The 14,878-nt window shown below is 67.4% G+C and carries 14 protein-coding genes; 12 read left to right on the forward strand and 2 right to left on the reverse strand.

Features of this window, described 5'->3' with window-relative positions; all coding sequences use genetic code 11:
- Positions 1-10: 10 nt before the first annotated feature.
- Positions 11-1,429 carry a cryptochrome/photolyase family protein gene (locus tag ACFPME_RS03545; RefSeq protein ID WP_377302077.1) on the forward strand — a complete coding sequence of 473 codons (1,419 nt, stop codon included), beginning with the start codon at positions 11-13 and terminating at the stop codon, positions 1,427-1,429.
- A 129-nt stretch (positions 1,430-1,558) separates the two neighbouring features.
- On the opposite strand, the gene xth is transcribed toward ACFPME_RS03545, so the two are convergent.
- Positions 1,559-2,353 carry an exodeoxyribonuclease III gene (gene xth, locus ACFPME_RS03550; RefSeq protein WP_377302080.1) on the reverse strand — a complete coding sequence of 265 codons (795 nt, stop codon included), beginning with the start codon at positions 2,351-2,353 and terminating at the stop codon, positions 1,559-1,561.
- Positions 2,354-2,776: 423 nt separating this feature from the next.
- Between xth and ACFPME_RS03555 the strand changes: the two genes are divergently transcribed.
- On the forward strand, positions 2,777-3,391 hold the full coding sequence (locus ACFPME_RS03555; RefSeq protein ID WP_377302082.1) for a dihydrofolate reductase family protein: 615 nt from the start codon (positions 2,777-2,779) through the stop codon (positions 3,389-3,391).
- 178 nt (positions 3,392-3,569) lie between these two features.
- Here ACFPME_RS03555 and ACFPME_RS03560 read toward each other — a convergent pair whose 3' ends face one another.
- A complete protein-coding gene (locus ACFPME_RS03560) occupies positions 3,570-4,058 on the reverse strand; it encodes a TspO/MBR family protein (protein ID WP_377302084.1) in 489 nt (162 codons plus the stop codon).
- Between the two features lie 168 nt (positions 4,059-4,226).
- Between ACFPME_RS03560 and ACFPME_RS03565 the strand changes: the two genes are divergently transcribed.
- The 10 genes from ACFPME_RS03565 (at position 4,227) to ACFPME_RS03610 (ending at position 14,824) form a co-directional block, all read left to right on the forward strand.
- The gene (locus ACFPME_RS03565) at positions 4,227-5,234 is read left to right on the forward strand and encodes an acyl-CoA desaturase (RefSeq protein ID WP_377302086.1); all 1,008 of its coding nucleotides are present in this window, start codon (positions 4,227-4,229) and stop codon (positions 5,232-5,234) included.
- Positions 5,235-5,237: 3 nt separating this feature from the next.
- Positions 5,238-6,536 carry an NAD(P)/FAD-dependent oxidoreductase gene (locus ACFPME_RS03570; RefSeq protein ID WP_377302088.1) on the forward strand — a complete coding sequence of 433 codons (1,299 nt, stop codon included), beginning with the start codon at positions 5,238-5,240 and terminating at the stop codon, positions 6,534-6,536.
- Complete coding sequence (locus ACFPME_RS03575) at positions 6,533-7,348, forward strand: DUF1365 domain-containing protein (RefSeq protein WP_377302090.1); 816 nt, start codon at positions 6,533-6,535, stop codon at positions 7,346-7,348. Before ACFPME_RS03570 ends, ACFPME_RS03575 begins: the two co-directional genes overlap by 4 nt.
- Entirely contained in the window at positions 7,341-8,696 is a 1,356-nt protein-coding gene (locus tag ACFPME_RS03580) for a class I SAM-dependent methyltransferase (RefSeq protein ID WP_377302092.1), read from the forward strand. Before ACFPME_RS03575 ends, ACFPME_RS03580 begins: the two co-directional genes overlap by 8 nt.
- Complete coding sequence (locus ACFPME_RS03585) at positions 8,693-9,247, forward strand: DUF2878 domain-containing protein (RefSeq protein ID WP_377302094.1); 555 nt, start codon at positions 8,693-8,695, stop codon at positions 9,245-9,247. Before ACFPME_RS03580 ends, ACFPME_RS03585 begins: the two co-directional genes overlap by 4 nt.
- A complete protein-coding gene (locus ACFPME_RS03590; protein WP_377302096.1) occupies positions 9,244-10,023 on the forward strand; it encodes a DUF1295 domain-containing protein in 780 nt (259 codons plus the stop codon). Before ACFPME_RS03585 ends, ACFPME_RS03590 begins: the two co-directional genes overlap by 4 nt.
- Positions 10,024-10,037: 14 nt before the next feature.
- On the forward strand, positions 10,038-11,102 hold the full coding sequence (locus tag ACFPME_RS03595; RefSeq protein WP_377302845.1) for an SAM-dependent methyltransferase: 1,065 nt from the start codon (positions 10,038-10,040) through the stop codon (positions 11,100-11,102).
- Between the two features lie 39 nt (positions 11,103-11,141).
- Positions 11,142-11,690 carry a lipocalin family protein gene (locus ACFPME_RS03600; RefSeq protein WP_377302098.1) on the forward strand — a complete coding sequence of 183 codons (549 nt, stop codon included), beginning with the start codon at positions 11,142-11,144 and terminating at the stop codon, positions 11,688-11,690.
- Between the two features lie 163 nt (positions 11,691-11,853).
- Entirely contained in the window at positions 11,854-13,398 is a 1,545-nt protein-coding gene (locus tag ACFPME_RS03605; protein WP_377302101.1) for a PDZ domain-containing protein, read from the forward strand.
- Between the two features lie 346 nt (positions 13,399-13,744).
- Positions 13,745-14,824 carry an NAD(P)/FAD-dependent oxidoreductase gene (locus tag ACFPME_RS03610; RefSeq protein ID WP_377302103.1) on the forward strand — a complete coding sequence of 360 codons (1,080 nt, stop codon included), beginning with the start codon at positions 13,745-13,747 and terminating at the stop codon, positions 14,822-14,824.
- Positions 14,825-14,878: the final 54 nt, after the last annotated feature.

Genomic DNA, 14,878 nt, shown 5'->3' on the forward strand with positions numbered 1-14,878 from the left:
TGAGTTGCCGATGAGCACGGCCCTGGTCCTGTTCCGGCGCGACCTGCGCGTGGCCGACAACCCCGCGTTGAGCGCCGCGTGCGCGGCGCACGCGCAGGTGCTGCCGGTGTTCATCCATGCATCCGGCGAGGATGGCGAATGGGCGCCCGGCGCCGCCAGCCGCTGGTGGCTGCACCACTCCCTCGCCGCGCTCCACGCGCGCCTGGGCTCGCTGCATGCCGGACTGCAGCTGTTCCAGGGCGACACCCTGGCGACGTTGCGCGAACTGATCCGGCGCAGCGGCGCCAGCGCGGTGTACTGGAACCGGCTGTACGAACCGGCATCGGTCGCCCGCGACACGCAGATCAAGAGCGCGCTGCAGCAAGACGGCATCGCGGTGCACAGCCACAATGCCGCGCTGTGGTGCGAGCCGTGGCAGATCGCCACGCAGCAAGGCCAGCCGTACAAGGTGTTCACGCCGTACTGGCGCAACCTGCGCCCGCAGTTGCAGGCGACGGAACCGCTGCCGGCGCCACGCGTGCCGGGATGGCGCGAGCTGGCGGACAGCCTGCCGTTGGCGGCGCTCGACCTGCTGCCGCGCATCGCCTGGGCCGATGGCCTGGCCGCCAGCTGGCAGCCGGGCGAGGCCGGTGCGCAGGAGCTGCTGGAGATCTTCGGCGACGACGCCATCGGCAACTACGCGCACGCGCGCGACCTGCCCGCGCGCCACGGCACCTCGCGCCTGTCGCCGCATCTGCACTTCGGCGAAATCTCGCCGCGACAGATCCATTTCGCACTCGATCGTCGCACCCGCGCCACCGACACCAGGCAACGCCCCGACGTCGAGCCTTACCTGCGCGAACTGGGCTGGCGCGAGTTCGCCCATCACCTGCTGTATCACTTTCCGCATACGCCGACCGGCAACTTCAACCCGCGCTTCAATGATTTTTCGTGGGCGCCTGCGGATCAGGCTTCGCTTGCGCGCTGGCAGCACGGCCGCACCGGCATCCCGCTGGTCGACGCCGGCATGCGCGAGCTTTGGCATACCGGCTGGATGCACAACCGCGTACGCATGATCGTGGGCAGCTTCCTGACCAAGAACCTGCGCCAGCACTGGCAGCACGGTGCTCGCTGGTTCTGGGACACCCTGGTCGATGCCGATCTCGCCAACAATACGCTGGGCTGGCAATGGGTCGCCGGCTGCGGCGCCGACGCCGCACCGTATTTCCGCGTATTCAACCCGGTTACCCAAGCCAAGCGCTTCGACCCGGACGGCCAGTATCTGCGGCGCTGGTTACCGGAGCTGGCGGTTGCGCCGCTGGCGTTGCTGCATGAGCCGTGGAGGGACGCCGATCTGCTCAGACGCAGTGGGTATCCCGCGCCCATGGTGGATCTGGGAGAGTCGAGGCAACTGGCATTGGATGCGTATGGTGCACTCGCGCGTGGATGAAGCAAGGAAGTCGCTCCCTGGTGCGATCACCGTCGGCGCCGCGGGGTTTCTTCTCGTCCTCATGACCGACGCAGCCTTCCTTTGCGGAAGTGACACGGCGCAGCCTTGGCCATGCCCCCGACCGGACAACTAGGGAATGGACACCCTGACCCAGGCGGGGGCGTGATCGCTGGGCTTTTCCTGCAGGCGTACCCACCGGTCGACACCCGCCTCGATGAGACCTTTCGCCAAAACGGGATTGAGCAGCAGGTGATCAATCCGCAGGCCGCGATCTCTTTCGGCGTGCTGGCGGAAGTAGTCCCAGAACGTGTAGATCCGCTTCTCTCCAAACACGTGTCGCAACGAATCCGTCCATCCCTGCTTCAGCAGGCGCTCGTAGGCGCGCCTTGATTCCGGCTGAAACAGGGCGTCCTTTCGAAACGACCGGGGATCGTAGACGTCCTCGTCGGCAGGGATGACGTTGAAGTCCCCCATCACGACAACGGGATGGGGCAAGTCGACCAAGGATCTGGCGCGGTGCGCGAGCCGCTCCATCCACCGGAGCTTGTAATCGAACTTGGGCCCTGGCTGCGGGTTGCCATTGGGCGAATAGATTCCCGCGACGACGATGCCGTGGATGGCCGCCTCGATGTATCGGCTCTGCTTGTCCGTGGCGTCGCCGGGCAGTCCGCGGCCGCTCTCCACGGGTGCCGTATGCCGGCCCAGCAAGGCCACCCCGTTCCACGACTGCTGACCATGCCAGATCGATCCGTAACCCGCCGCCTCGAGGACATCCGCGGGAAATGCCTGGTCCGCAGCTTTCAGTTCCTGAAGGGCCACGATGTCGGGCTTCTCCTTTTCCAGCCATTCAAGCAGGTTGGGCAGCCGGCTGTTGATTCCATTGACGTTGAACGTGGAGAGCTTCAGGGTTCTCTTGCGAGGCATGGGACGGCGTCCTTCAGTTCGGCAGCACCCCAGGCCGGAGCGTCGAATCCATCGGGTTTTCCGCGGACTGTATGCGTCCCCCTATGGGCAATCCGTGAAGCGCTGGTTCTGCCGCCCTCCCATCGTGACGTGCGGGGGTGCGCAACAAGACGGGGAGGAAGCCTGACCCCGGCCCCTGCCCCGGGGTCGCCGCTCGCTCAATCCCCCAAGGTCGAAGACCCTTGCCGACGCCCTCGGACAGATGGCCTGCTTGCGGGACCATCCCCGCGAATGGCCCGATGCGTACCGATGCGAGAATGCTCCTCCGGATGGTGTGTCGAATTCCGCTCCCGTCGTTCGACGTGACAAGGCGGGCCGGCAACGCGAGTTGTCGAAACCGGAGATCTGGCCCGTCGCGGGTCGGACCAGCGTGAGGAAGAAGCGGTGAGAGAACTGATCCTGAAGATGTCCATGTCGCTCGACGGCTTTGTCGCCGGCCCCAACGGCGAAGCCGATTGGGTCTTCGGCGCCGACCAGGAGGCCAAGGCCTGGGCCGTGGAGACCATCTGGAACGCCAGCCTGCACATCATGGGCAGCCGCTCCTTCCAGGCCATGGCGCCCTTCTGGCCAACATCCACCATGGCGTTCGCGCCGCCGATGAACCAGATCCCCAAGGCGGTCTTCTCCCGGCAGGGACTGGCGGTCCTGCAGGGGGTCAGGGACGCACTGGACAAGGCCGGGCCTACCCAGGCGGGGCAGCTTCAACCCGGTGGGGAAAGCTGGGCCGAGGCCTACGTAGCCAGCGGCGACCTGGGCGACGAAATAGCCCGGCTGAAGGCAATGGACGGCAAGCCGATCCTCGCCCATGGAGGCGCCAGCTTCGCGCGAAGCCTCATCGCCCGGAACCTGGTCGATCAGTACGCCCTCACGATCCATCCCATCGCATTGGGCAAGGGCCTGCCGATCTTCTCCGACCTGCCCGCACCGCGGCCGCTCAAGCTGGTCAGCTCGAAGGCTTTTCCGGGCGGCGCGGTAGCGCAGGTCTATCGGCCGGCCTGACTACCGGCCGCTCGAGCCTGCGGCCGGCAGGCGGTCGAGCCGGGTTGTCGGCGCGGCCGCGCGAGGCCAGGCAGACATCGACAGCGCGGTGGCGGCAGATCGTCGCCGCATCACTATGGTCCGCCGCCACGGGAAACCTCCCGGAGTGGGTAGAAGGCACCCGACTTAGCGATGCTGCTCAACCCAGCGTCGCGGGATTCAAATGCCACACGGCGAAATTCAGCGCCGAGGCAAAGCTGACCCAGCACAGATACGGCAGCAACAGCGCGCCGGCCAGCCGTTGCACGCGCCAGAAGCCGATCAGGGTTGCGGCGATCAGCAGCCACAGCAGCACAATGTCGGCGAAGGCCAGTGCGCCGCGGTGCCAGCCGAAGAACAGCCAGCTCCACAACGCATTCACCGCCAACTGGACCACGAACAGGGCGAGCACGCTGCGCTGGCGGCGCCAGCCGCCGTCGCGCCAGACCAGCCAGGCGGCCAGTCCCATCAGCGCGTACAGCGCCGACCACACCGGGCCGAATACCGACGAGGGCGGCGCCCACGAGGGTTGCGCGAGCTGCTGGTAGAAGGCGGCGGCCTGCGCCGAGGCGACCGCACCGATTGCGGCGGCGGCAAAACTGAGCAGCAGCCAGCCGATCAGTCCCATGGTCTGTTTCAAGCCCGACATGTGTGTCTCCCGGTCATGCAGCAGGATACGGATGCGGTGGCCTTCCGGATGCGGTTATTCGCATGCGACAAGGGGAAGCGACGTGAAGCCCGGCCATTTCATCCGCGTGTGCATCCGCTGCCCGCGTTCGTCCGTATCTGTCGCTGAACCGCTGACAGGTACGTTTGCATGGCCACGCCCCAACCCATCCCGATTGCGCCGCCCACCCGGGCCGAAGCCTCCACGGGCAACGCGACCGACCCAGCCAGCCCCCGGCACGGCTGGCTGGTGCGCACCGTAAGGCGCTGGTTCGATACCGGCGTAGGGGTGGCATCGGACGCGTCGAGCGAGGACCGCATCGACTGGCTGCGCGCAGCGCCGTTCGTGGCCATGCACCTGGCGTGTCTCGGCGTGCTCTGGGTCGGCCTGTCGCCAGTCGCGCTGGGGGTGGCGGCCGCGCTTTATGCGCTGCGCATGTTCGCGCTGACCGGGTTCTATCACCGCTATTTTTCGCATCGCACGTTCCAGACCTCGCGCGCAGTGCAGTTCGTGTTTGCACTGATCGGCGCATCCTGCGTGCAGCGCGGGCCGCTGTGGTGGGCGGCGCATCACCGCCACCATCATCGCGTCACCGACACGGCCGCCGACCCGCATTCGCCAGCTATCCACGGGTTCCTCTGGAGCCATGTCGGCTGGTTTCTGACGCCGCGCCATTTCCGCACCGATCTGTCGCGCGTGCCGGATCTGGCGAAGTACCCGGAACTGCGCTGGCTGGATCGGTTCGACATCGCGGTCCCGGTGGTGCTGGCGCTGGTCATGTACGGACTCGGCGTGCTGCTGCAGCATGTCGCGCCGCAGTGGGGCACCAGCGGCGGGCAGATGCTGGTCTGGGGTTTCTTCGTCTCGACCGTGGTGTTGTTCCATGCCACGGTGACGATCAACTCGCTCGCGCACCGTTTCGGCAAGCGCCGCTTCGACACCAGGGACGACAGCCGCAACAACGTGTGGCTGGCCCTGCTCACGTTCGGCGAGGGCTGGCACAACAACCATCATTTCTTTCCCGGATCGAGCCGGCAGGGCTTCCGCTGGTGGGAGATCGACCTGACCTGGTACGGGCTCAAGCTGATGTCGGCGCTGGGCCTGGTCCGCGGGCTGAAACCGGTCCCGGCGTGGGTGCTGGCCAAGGCGCGGAGCTGAATCATGCGCATCGCCGTGGTCGGATCGGGCATCGCGGGGCTGGCGTCGGCGTGGCTGCTGTCACGCCAGCATGAGGTGACATTGTTCGAGGCGGCCAGCTATTTCGGTGGCCACACGCAAACGCATGACGTGGAACAGCACGGCCGCCGCTACCGCATCGACAGCGGTTTCATCGTGCACAACCCGGCGCACTATCCCCTGCTGACGCGGATGTTCGATGAACTGGGCGTAGCCTCGCAGCCCACCACGATGAGCTTCTCGGTGCACAGCCAAGCCAGCGGGCTGGAGTACAACGCGGCGACGCTCGATACGCTGTTCTGCCAGCGTCGCAACCTGCTCTCGCCACGATTCATCGGCATGGTGCGCGACCTGACGCGCTTCTATCGCGAGGCGCCGGCGCTGCTGGACGCGCCGGGCAACAGCCCGACACTGGGCGACTACCTCGCCGAACACGGCTACGGCAGCGCCTTCCGCGACGAGCACCTGGTGCCGATGGCGTCGGCGCTGTGGTCGTCGCCGGCTACGCAGATACTCGGCTTCCCCGCGCGTTATCTGGTGCAGTTCATGGCCAACCACCAGATGCTGCAGGTTGCCGGCCGGCCGCAGTGGCGTGTCGTGCAGGGCGGGTCGTCGACCTACGTGAGGGCGTTGCGCGCGCACTGGTCGCTGCACGAACGGCTCAACAGTCCGGTGCGTGCGATCCGTCGCGATGCGAACGGCGTGGTGATCGACAGCGCCGACGGGCTCGAGCATTTCGAACACATCGTGCTGGCCTGCCATAGCGATCAGGCACTGGCCCTGCTGACCGATGCCGACGAGCGCGAGCATGCGGTCCTCGGCGCGATGCCTTACCAGGCCAACGACACCGTACTGCACACCGATGCCAGCGTGCTGCCTCGGCGCCGCAAGGCGTGGGCGGCATGGAACGCGTGGCTGCCGCGCGACCCGAACGAGGCGTGCACGGTCAGCTATTGCATGAACCTGCTGCAGGGCATCGACGCGCCGGAGCCCTTCGTGGTCACGCTCAACCGCAGCGCCGCGATCGATCCGGACAAGGTGCTGGCGCGCATGCAGTATCACCATCCGGTCTACAGCCACGCCTCGGTGGCGGCGCAGGCGCGCAAGCCGGAAATCCAGGGCCGCCGCCGCACCTGGTTCGCCGGTGCCTATTGGGGTTGGGGCTTCCACGAGGACGGCATGCGCAGCGCGGTGGACGTTGCCGCGGCGCTTGGCGTGCCCTGGCCGATCGGCGGCGCTGCGGCCCACGCCGTGCCGTCCGCCGCAGCGGAGATGCAGGCGTGAGCGGTGGCGGTGCCAGCACGACGACGCCGCTGGCCAGCGCGGTGTACGAAGGCGTGGTTCGCCATCGCCGCCTCGCGCCGCATCCGCATGCCTTCAGCTACCGGATGGCCCAGCTCTATCTCGATCTGGGCGAAGTCGAGCAGGTGTTCGAGAACCGCTGGCTGTGGTCCGCCGAACGCGCCAACGTGGCGCAGTTCCGACGCAGCGACTATCTCGGTCCGGCCGAACTGCCGCTGGCCGAGGCCGTGCGCCAGCGCGTCGAAATGGCCACCGGACAACGCCCGCCCGGACCGATCCGCCTGCTGACCCACCTGCGCTACGGCGGCTTCGTGTTCAACCCGGTCAGCTTCTACTATTGCTACGCCGCGGACGGCGTGAGCCTGGTATGCATCGTGGCCGAGATCACCAACACGCCGTGGAAGGAACGCCACGCCTACGTGCTGTCGATCGAAACCGCCCAGGCACGCGGACGTGCGCTGCACTGGAGCTTCCCCAAGACCTTCCATGTCTCGCCGTTCATGCCGATGGCGCGCGAGTACGACTGGAGCTTCACCGCGCCGGCCGACCACCTGCATGTGCACATGGATGTGCTGCACGACGGCCAGCGCGAGTTCGACGCCACCCTGACCCTGCAACGTCGCCCGCTGAACGGCGCTTTGCTCGCCCGCGTGCTGTGGCGTTACCCGCTGATGACTGCGCAGGTGGTCGGCGCCATCCACTGGCAGGCGCTGCTGCTGTGGCTGAAGCGCAATCCCATCCACGATCACCCGCCCCGCGCCGACACCGGCGCCACCGAGGTTCGCCATGAATGATCTTGCCAAAACCGTCGACAGCGATCGTCCCCGCGCCGGTGCCGTCGACAGCGATCGTCCCCGCGCCGGTGCCGTCGACAGCGATCGTCCCCGCGCCGGTGCCGTCGACCGCTTCCTGCGTCGGCAATTGCTGAGCCAGCTGGCCCGGCTGCGGCATGGCCGGCTGCTGCTGGTGGACGACGGCGGCGAGCAGCTCGCCTTCGGCGAATCCGCGGCCCGCCCCGACCTGCAGATCCGCATGGATATCCTCGACCCGGCGTTTTATCGCGCGATCGCCACGAACGGCAGCGTCGGTGCCGGCGAGGCATACATGGACGGCCTGTGGCGCTGCGACGATCTGGTCGGTCTGGTGCAGTTGCTGCTGCGCAACCGCGACATGCTCGACGGCATGGAAAGCGGGCTGGCCGGGCTCGGCGGCATCGCCATGCGCGGCTGGCATGCGCTGCGCCGCAATACCCGCCATGGCAGTCGCCGCAACATCGCCGCGCACTACGACCTCGGCAATGATTTCTTCGGCCTGTTCCTGTCGCCGGACCTGATGTATTCCTCGGCGATCTGGGCCGGCGCGGCAGACACGCTGGAAACCGCCTCGACGCGCAAGCTCGAGCGCATCTGCCGTGCGCTCGACCTGAAGCCGACCGATCGTGTGCTCGAGATCGGCACCGGCTGGGGCGGCTTCGCGCTGTACGCCGCGCAGCATTTCGGCTGCCATGTCACCACCACCACGATCTCGCGAGAACAGCATGCGCTGGCCAGCGAACGTGTTGCCGCCGCCGGCATGAGCGAACACGTCGAGCTGTTGCTGGAGGATTACCGCGACCTGCGCGGGCGGTACGACAAGCTGGTCTCCATCGAGATGGTCGAGGCGATCGGCGCACCCTATCTGGACGTCTATTTCGGCCAGCTCGGCGCGCTGCTGGAACCCGATGGGCTGGCCCTGCTGCAGGCCATCACCATCGAGGATCATCGCTACGAGCAGGCGCTGGATTCGGTCGACTTCATCAAGCGCCACGTGTTCCCCGGCAGCTTCATCCCTTCGATCAGTGCGCTGCTCGCTTCGAAGACCCGCAGCAGCGACCTGGCGCTGATCCAGCTGGACGACTTCGGTCACTCGTATGCGTTGACCCTCAAGGCCTGGCGCGAGCGCTTCATGGCGCAGCTGCCGCAGGTGCGCGCGCAGGGCTTCGACGAGCGTTTCGTGCGCATGTGGGAGTTCTACCTGGCGTACTGCGAGGGTGGCTTTCGCGAACGCTCGATCGGCGTGGCGCACCTGTTGCTGGCCAAGCCCGGTCATCGGCAAGCACAACGGCTGCCGCGGATCGCCCGAACTGAAGGGGTAACCGCATGAAGTTCTGGGCCAGCCTCATCGGCTATCAGCTGGTCTGGTTTGCCGCGGTGATCGGCGCCGGGCGCGGGCTGGCGTGGCCAGGCGTGGCCGGCATGCTGGTTTATGTCGCCTGCCAGCTCGCGCTCGCGCGCCACTGGAAGACCGATCTGTCGCTGCTGGCGACGGCAGTCGTGTTCGGGCTGCTGCTCGATGGCGGATTGATCCACGGGAAGCTGGCCAGCTATGCCGCGCCGTGGCCCTCGGCAGCGCTCGCGCCGGCCTGGATCCTCGCGCTGTGGATTGCCTTCGCGCTGACCTTCACCCAATCGCTGACCTGGTTGCAGACGCGCCTGTGGCTGGCCGCGCTGCTGGGCTTGATCGGCGGCCCGCTGGCCTACCTCGGTGCGTCGCGCGGCTGGCAGGTGGTGAGCTTCACCGAGCCCGCATGGCATGCCCTGCTTTGCCTCGGCCTCGGCTGGGCGCTGGCGACATCCGCGCTGGCGTGGCTGGCCGGGCGCTGGTCGGCCGGCGCGGTGCCTTTGTCGCCCAACCTGCAAGGTCACGCACCATGAACGTGTGGATTCAACTGCTGGTTCTGTGGCTGCTTGCCGCCGTGACGATGTGCCTCGGCTGGCAGTGGCAACGCCAGCGCAGCAACGCCGGCATCGTGGATGTGCTGTGGGCCGCCGGCGTGGGCGGCGGCGCCGTACTGCTGGCCGCATTCGGCAGCGGCGCCACCGCGCCCCGAGTCATCCTGGCGATGCTCGGCGGGCTGTGGGGCACGCGGCTGGCGGTGCATCTCTGGCGGCGTGTCCATGGCGAACCGGAAGATGGCCGCTACCGGCATCTGCGCGCGCACTGGTCCGGCAGCCAGCTCCGGTTCTTCCTGTTCTTCCAGTTCCAGGCGGTGTTGATCGTGTTGTTCTCGCTGCCGTTCCTCGCCGTGGCGAGCAACCCGCGCGGGCCCGATGCGTGGACGCTGAGTGGCCTCGCGATCTGGCTGCTCAGCGTGCTCGGCGAAGCCATCGCCGACCACCAGCTGGCCTGCTTTCGCGCCGACCCGGCCCATCGCGGCCACACCTGCCGCGACGGCCTGTGGCGCTATTCGCGCCACCCCAACTATTTCTTCGAATGGATCCACTGGTTCGCCTATGTGTGCCTGGCGATCGGCTCGCCGATCGCCAGGCTGGCGTGGGCCGGGCCACTGGTGATGTACGTGTTCCTGCGCTGGATCAGCGGCATTCCGTACACCGAAACACAGGCGCTGCGCAGCCGCGGCGACTACCGCGCCTATCAACGCAGCACCTCGATGCTGATTCCGTGGTTTCCGCAAAGGAGTGACCCATGAATATCCCTGTCGCCATGCCCACCCTGCTACCCCCGGAGCGGCCTGCCCCGGGCCTGCTCGGCCTGGCCGAACGGGGAAGAGTCCCCGATGGCCTGCTGCGGCAAGGCATCCGCCGCCTGTGCGCGCAACGCCTGCGTGAGGAAACGGACGGCGGGCTGGGCCAGCAGGCCGCGCGCTTCGCCGCACGCATCGAGATGTTGCGGCACAGCCCGGTGGCGATCCACACCGACGCGGCCAATGCCCAGCACTACGAGCTGCCGCCGGCGTTCTTCGCGCTGTGCCTGGGCCGGCGCCTGAAATATTCCGGCTGCTATTACCCGCGCGGCGACGAATCGCTGGAGCAAGCCGAGGACGCCATGCTGAAACTGTATGGCCAACGCGCCGAACTGGCCGACGGCCAGCACATCCTCGAACTCGGCTGCGGCTGGGGCTCGCTCACCCTGTGGATGGCCGAACGCTATCCGAACGCGAAGATCGTCGCCGTCTCCAACTCGAATCAGCAACGCGAGCACATCGAGGCGACCTGCCGCCAGCGCGGTGTGCTCAACGTGCGGGTGATTACCCGGGACGTGAACCGGCTGGAGCTGAGCGCGGCGCAGTTCGATCGTTGCGTCTCGGTGGAGATGTTCGAGCACATGCGCAATTACGAAACCCTGCTGGGCCGCATCGCCAGCTGGTTGCGGCCGGGCGGCAAGCTGTTCGTGCACATCTTCGCGCACAGGACTCTCATGTATCCGTTCGAGACCGCCGGTGACGACAACTGGATGGGCCGGCATTTCTTCACCGGCGGCCTGATGCCGGCGTCCGACACCCTGCTGTGGTTTCAGCGCGACCTGAAGATCGAACAGCGCTGGCACATCGACGGCACCCATTACCAACGCAGCGCCAACCACTGGCTGGCCAACCAGGATGCGCGCAAGGACCAGGTGATGGCGGTGCTGACCGAAGCGTATGGCCGCCAGGCGGCGCCGCTGTGGTTCCAGCGCTGGCGGATGTTCTGGATGTCCTGCGCGGAATTGTTCGGCTACGCCGATGGCCAGGAATGGCTGGTGGCGCATTACCGTTTCGCGCGGTCCTGATCATCTGGCTGATCTCTTCCCACAACACGGAAATCCCGCATGCACCCGCCCAAAGCGCTACTCCTGGCCTGCGTCCTGGCCGTCGCCGGCACGGCTTGCCATGCCGGCAACCTGCCGCCGATCAAGCCCGTCGCGCACGTCGACCTGCCCCGCTTCATGGGCAGGTGGTACGTGATCGCCTGCATCCCGACGCGTTTCGAGAAGCATGCCTACAACGCAGTCGAAACCTACACGCTGCAAACGGACGGCACCATCGACACCCGATTCCACTTTCGCGACGGTGCCTTCGACAAGCCGCTGAAAACGATTCGCTCCACCGGCTTCGTCACGGCCGGCAGCAGCAATGCGGTATGGGGCGTGCAGGTGCTCTGGCCGCTCAAGGCGCAATACGTCGTGGCCTGGCTGAATGACGACTACAGCCAGACCATCGTCGCCCGCGACGCCCGCGACTACACCTGGATCATGGCGCGCACGCCGACCATTCCCCAGGCCGACTACGACGCGCTGATCGCCCGCGTCCAGACACTGGGCTATTCGATGAGGGATATCCGCAAGGTGCCGCAGGCATGGCTCGAGAGCGGAAACTGAAGGATGGCAGGCGCGAGGCTGCGCCACAGGAGACTATGGCGACCAGCTGCCGGTAAGGTACTGTAGCCGCAGGGGGCCTTGGGGCCATGACATGCGGAACCGGCGGTGCTGCCGAGGCAGCGGCGTGCGGCTTTCGCGCATTCGACCTTGCGGGAGTTTTCCGATGCAGCGTTTCGCCGCCGTCGTTGCATGCGTTTTCGCCGTTTGCCTCTCGCCCGCTCTCTGCGCGCAATCGCCCGCGTCGCCGGTGACACGACAAGCCTTCAGCTACTGCTCCGTTACCGACACGGCGAGTCACAAGGTCTGGGCCTCGCCGGTCTTCGAGTACGCATACCTGCCCGATGGCAGGAACCAGTTCACCCGCACGCAGGACATGGCCAGCGAATTCCACGCCTTCGTCGGCAGCATGGGTGGCGCGGGCGACAAGGCCTGCGTGCTCGCCAACGGAGGGCGGGCCGAGATCGAAGCGCACCGCAATGAGATCCGCGCCATCATGACCAAGCGCTTCATGGGCATGGTGCGTGCCCATCGGTGGATGGATGTGCCCTGGACACCCGCGCCGTGGAGTCCGGCCACCGTCGCGGCGAAGCCCGCCGCGGTCACCAGGTATTTCTACTGCGTCGCAACCGATGCGGACCTGCGCAAGACCGTGGCCGCGCTGGTGTTCGAGATGAGCGTGGACGGATCGAGCCCCGTCACCGCCTATACGCAGGCCGCGGCCTACGGCAAGGAATTCGCGCGCGACGTGGCCGCACCGAACGGGCTGGCCCAGGGGCAGCCGGACTGCTACTTCAAGGACACGCGCGCGGAAGCCGAGAAGGCGTTGCACGACTACCGCAAGATGTTCAGCGGATTCAATCTGAAATTCACGGATGTCGCGTGGCGGCCCGCGCAGGAATCAGCAGCAACAGTAACGGCCGCAGCAGTTCCTTCGGCTCCCACCGCAGCAGAGCCCGGCGCGGCCCCTGCACAAGGCACGCTCGGCATCCATGTCGGCGAGGTCAGCCCCACTCTCGCGCTGGCGCTGGGCATGGACCGCGCGCGCGGCGCACTGGTGGTCGAAGTGCTGAAAGGCCGCCCGGCGGAAGCGGCCGGGATCAAGCCGATGGATGTCGTGCTCGGCATCAACCAGCAAGCGGTGAACCAGTTCACCGACCTGCCGGTGATGGTCGGTCGTCTCCCCGCAGGCACACCCGTCACGTTGCAAGTGTGGCGCGAGCGCTCCGAACATGAGGTGTCGGTGGGGTTGTCGGGACGACCCGCCGCAGTCACCGCGCAAACCGGTACTGCCATCGCGCCATCCACGGACACCACGGCAGCCGTAACGGCTGCGCCGGCTGCAGGAATCAGCAAGTACTGTCACGTCTTCATGCAGTTCGTCAGCAAGCCAGGCGGCGTCCACAGCAAGGTCTGGGAGAATCGCGACTCGGACGGGAGTGAAGCCGCCATGATGGCCACCCTCGCCGCCTTCACCGCGCACATGCATCAGCAGCAGCCGAAGGTATGGCATGAGTTCGCCGGCCGTTCCCCCAAGTGCGACATGAATCTTGGCTACTGCCACGCCAGCGTTGTTCGCCACTTTGGCGGTACCTCGCAGATCGCCGGCCAGTTCTGCAAACGCAGCCGCGAGGAGGCCGAAGCCGATTGGGCGCGGCTGACCCAGGGCAGCCCGGAGGTGGAGATCGTCGCGTGGCCCGTGGCGTCCTGAACGACCCGGGGACGGCTGCCGCGCAGTCTGACGCGATGAAGCCGCCGCCGGTGCCGTCACCACCGTTGCCTTGCCCGGGATCGACGCCGCCCAGCGCGCAGCGGACCGCCACCACGGTTTAGCGCGCCACGCCGCCGGGCGGGTGAGGAACGGGTCCGGTGCGTGGCCGCCGCTCACGACACGATGAGCGTGCCTGGCAGCCAGCCGCGGCGGAACACGCCGATCGGGTCACCGAGCGCCGTGCGACATTCGACCGCACGAGCCTCGCGGGCACGTCTGACCGAGGTCAAAGGCATCGCCTTCGTTCGCGCGCATGATCCGCACCGTCCACAAGGCGGATCGGCAAATGATCAACTGCGACACCGTCATCATCGGCGCGGGCCCGGTCGGCCTGTTCCAGGTTTTCGAGCTGGGCCTGCTCGGGCTGGATGCACACGTGGTCGATGCCGTGCCGCATGCCGGCGGGCAATGCATCGAGCTGTACCCGGACAAGCCGATCTACGACATCCCGGCGGTGCCGGTGTGCAGCGGGCGCGAGCTGATCGAGCGCCTGCAGCAGCAGATCCGTCCGTTCGCGCCGCAGTTCCATCTGGGCCACACCGTCACCTCGCTCGAACGCATGGCGGACGGCCGCTTCAGCCTGCGCACCAGCGCGGGTCTGGCCTTCAACGCCGGCGTGGTGATCATCGCCGGCGGACTGGGCGCGTTCGCGCCGCGCACGCTCGACCTGCCGGAAGCCGCACGCCTGGTGGACCGCACGCTGCATTACAAGGTGGCGCAGCCGGCGCTGTTCGACGGCCAGGACATCGTGATTGCCGGCGGTGGCGATGCAGCGCTGGACTGGGCGCTGGCCCTGGTCGACCGGGTGCGCAGCCTGGTGCTGGTCCACCGTTCGTCCACCTTCCGCGCGGCACCGGCCAGCGTGGCGCGCATGCAGGCGCTGTGCGACGAGGGCCGCATGCAGCTGTGCGAAGGCGACATCGTCGGGCTGGAGACCGCCGACGAGGCTCTGACGCAGGTGCGCGTGCGCGCGCGCAGCGGCATGGTCCAGCGCATCGAGGCTTCGCACCTGCTGGTGTTCTGGGGCCTGCATCCGGCGCTGGGGCCGATCGCCGAGTGGGGGCTGGCGCTGGAACGCCAGCAGCTGGTGGTGGATCCGTCGACGTTCCAGACCTCCACGCCCGGCGTCTTCGCGGTGGGCGACATCAATACCTACCCGGGCAAGAAGAAGCTGATCCTTTCCGGCTTCCACGAGGCGGCGCTGTGCGCCTTCGCCGCACATGCGCACCTGCATCCCGGCGACAAGGTGAACCTGCAGTACACGACCACCAGCCCGGCGCTGCAGCGGCGCCTGGGCGTGCGCGAGGTCGAGCGCGGCGATGCCGTCGCGCAACCTCCGCCACGAGTGGCCGCCAGCGCGGCCTGAACCCTCGCACATCGCGTCACGCATGCACACGCTCACCGCCACGGGAGGCATCCC

Source organism: Rhodanobacter umsongensis (assembly GCF_042654965.1).
Classification (GTDB): domain Bacteria; phylum Pseudomonadota; class Gammaproteobacteria; order Xanthomonadales; family Rhodanobacteraceae; genus Rhodanobacter; species Rhodanobacter umsongensis.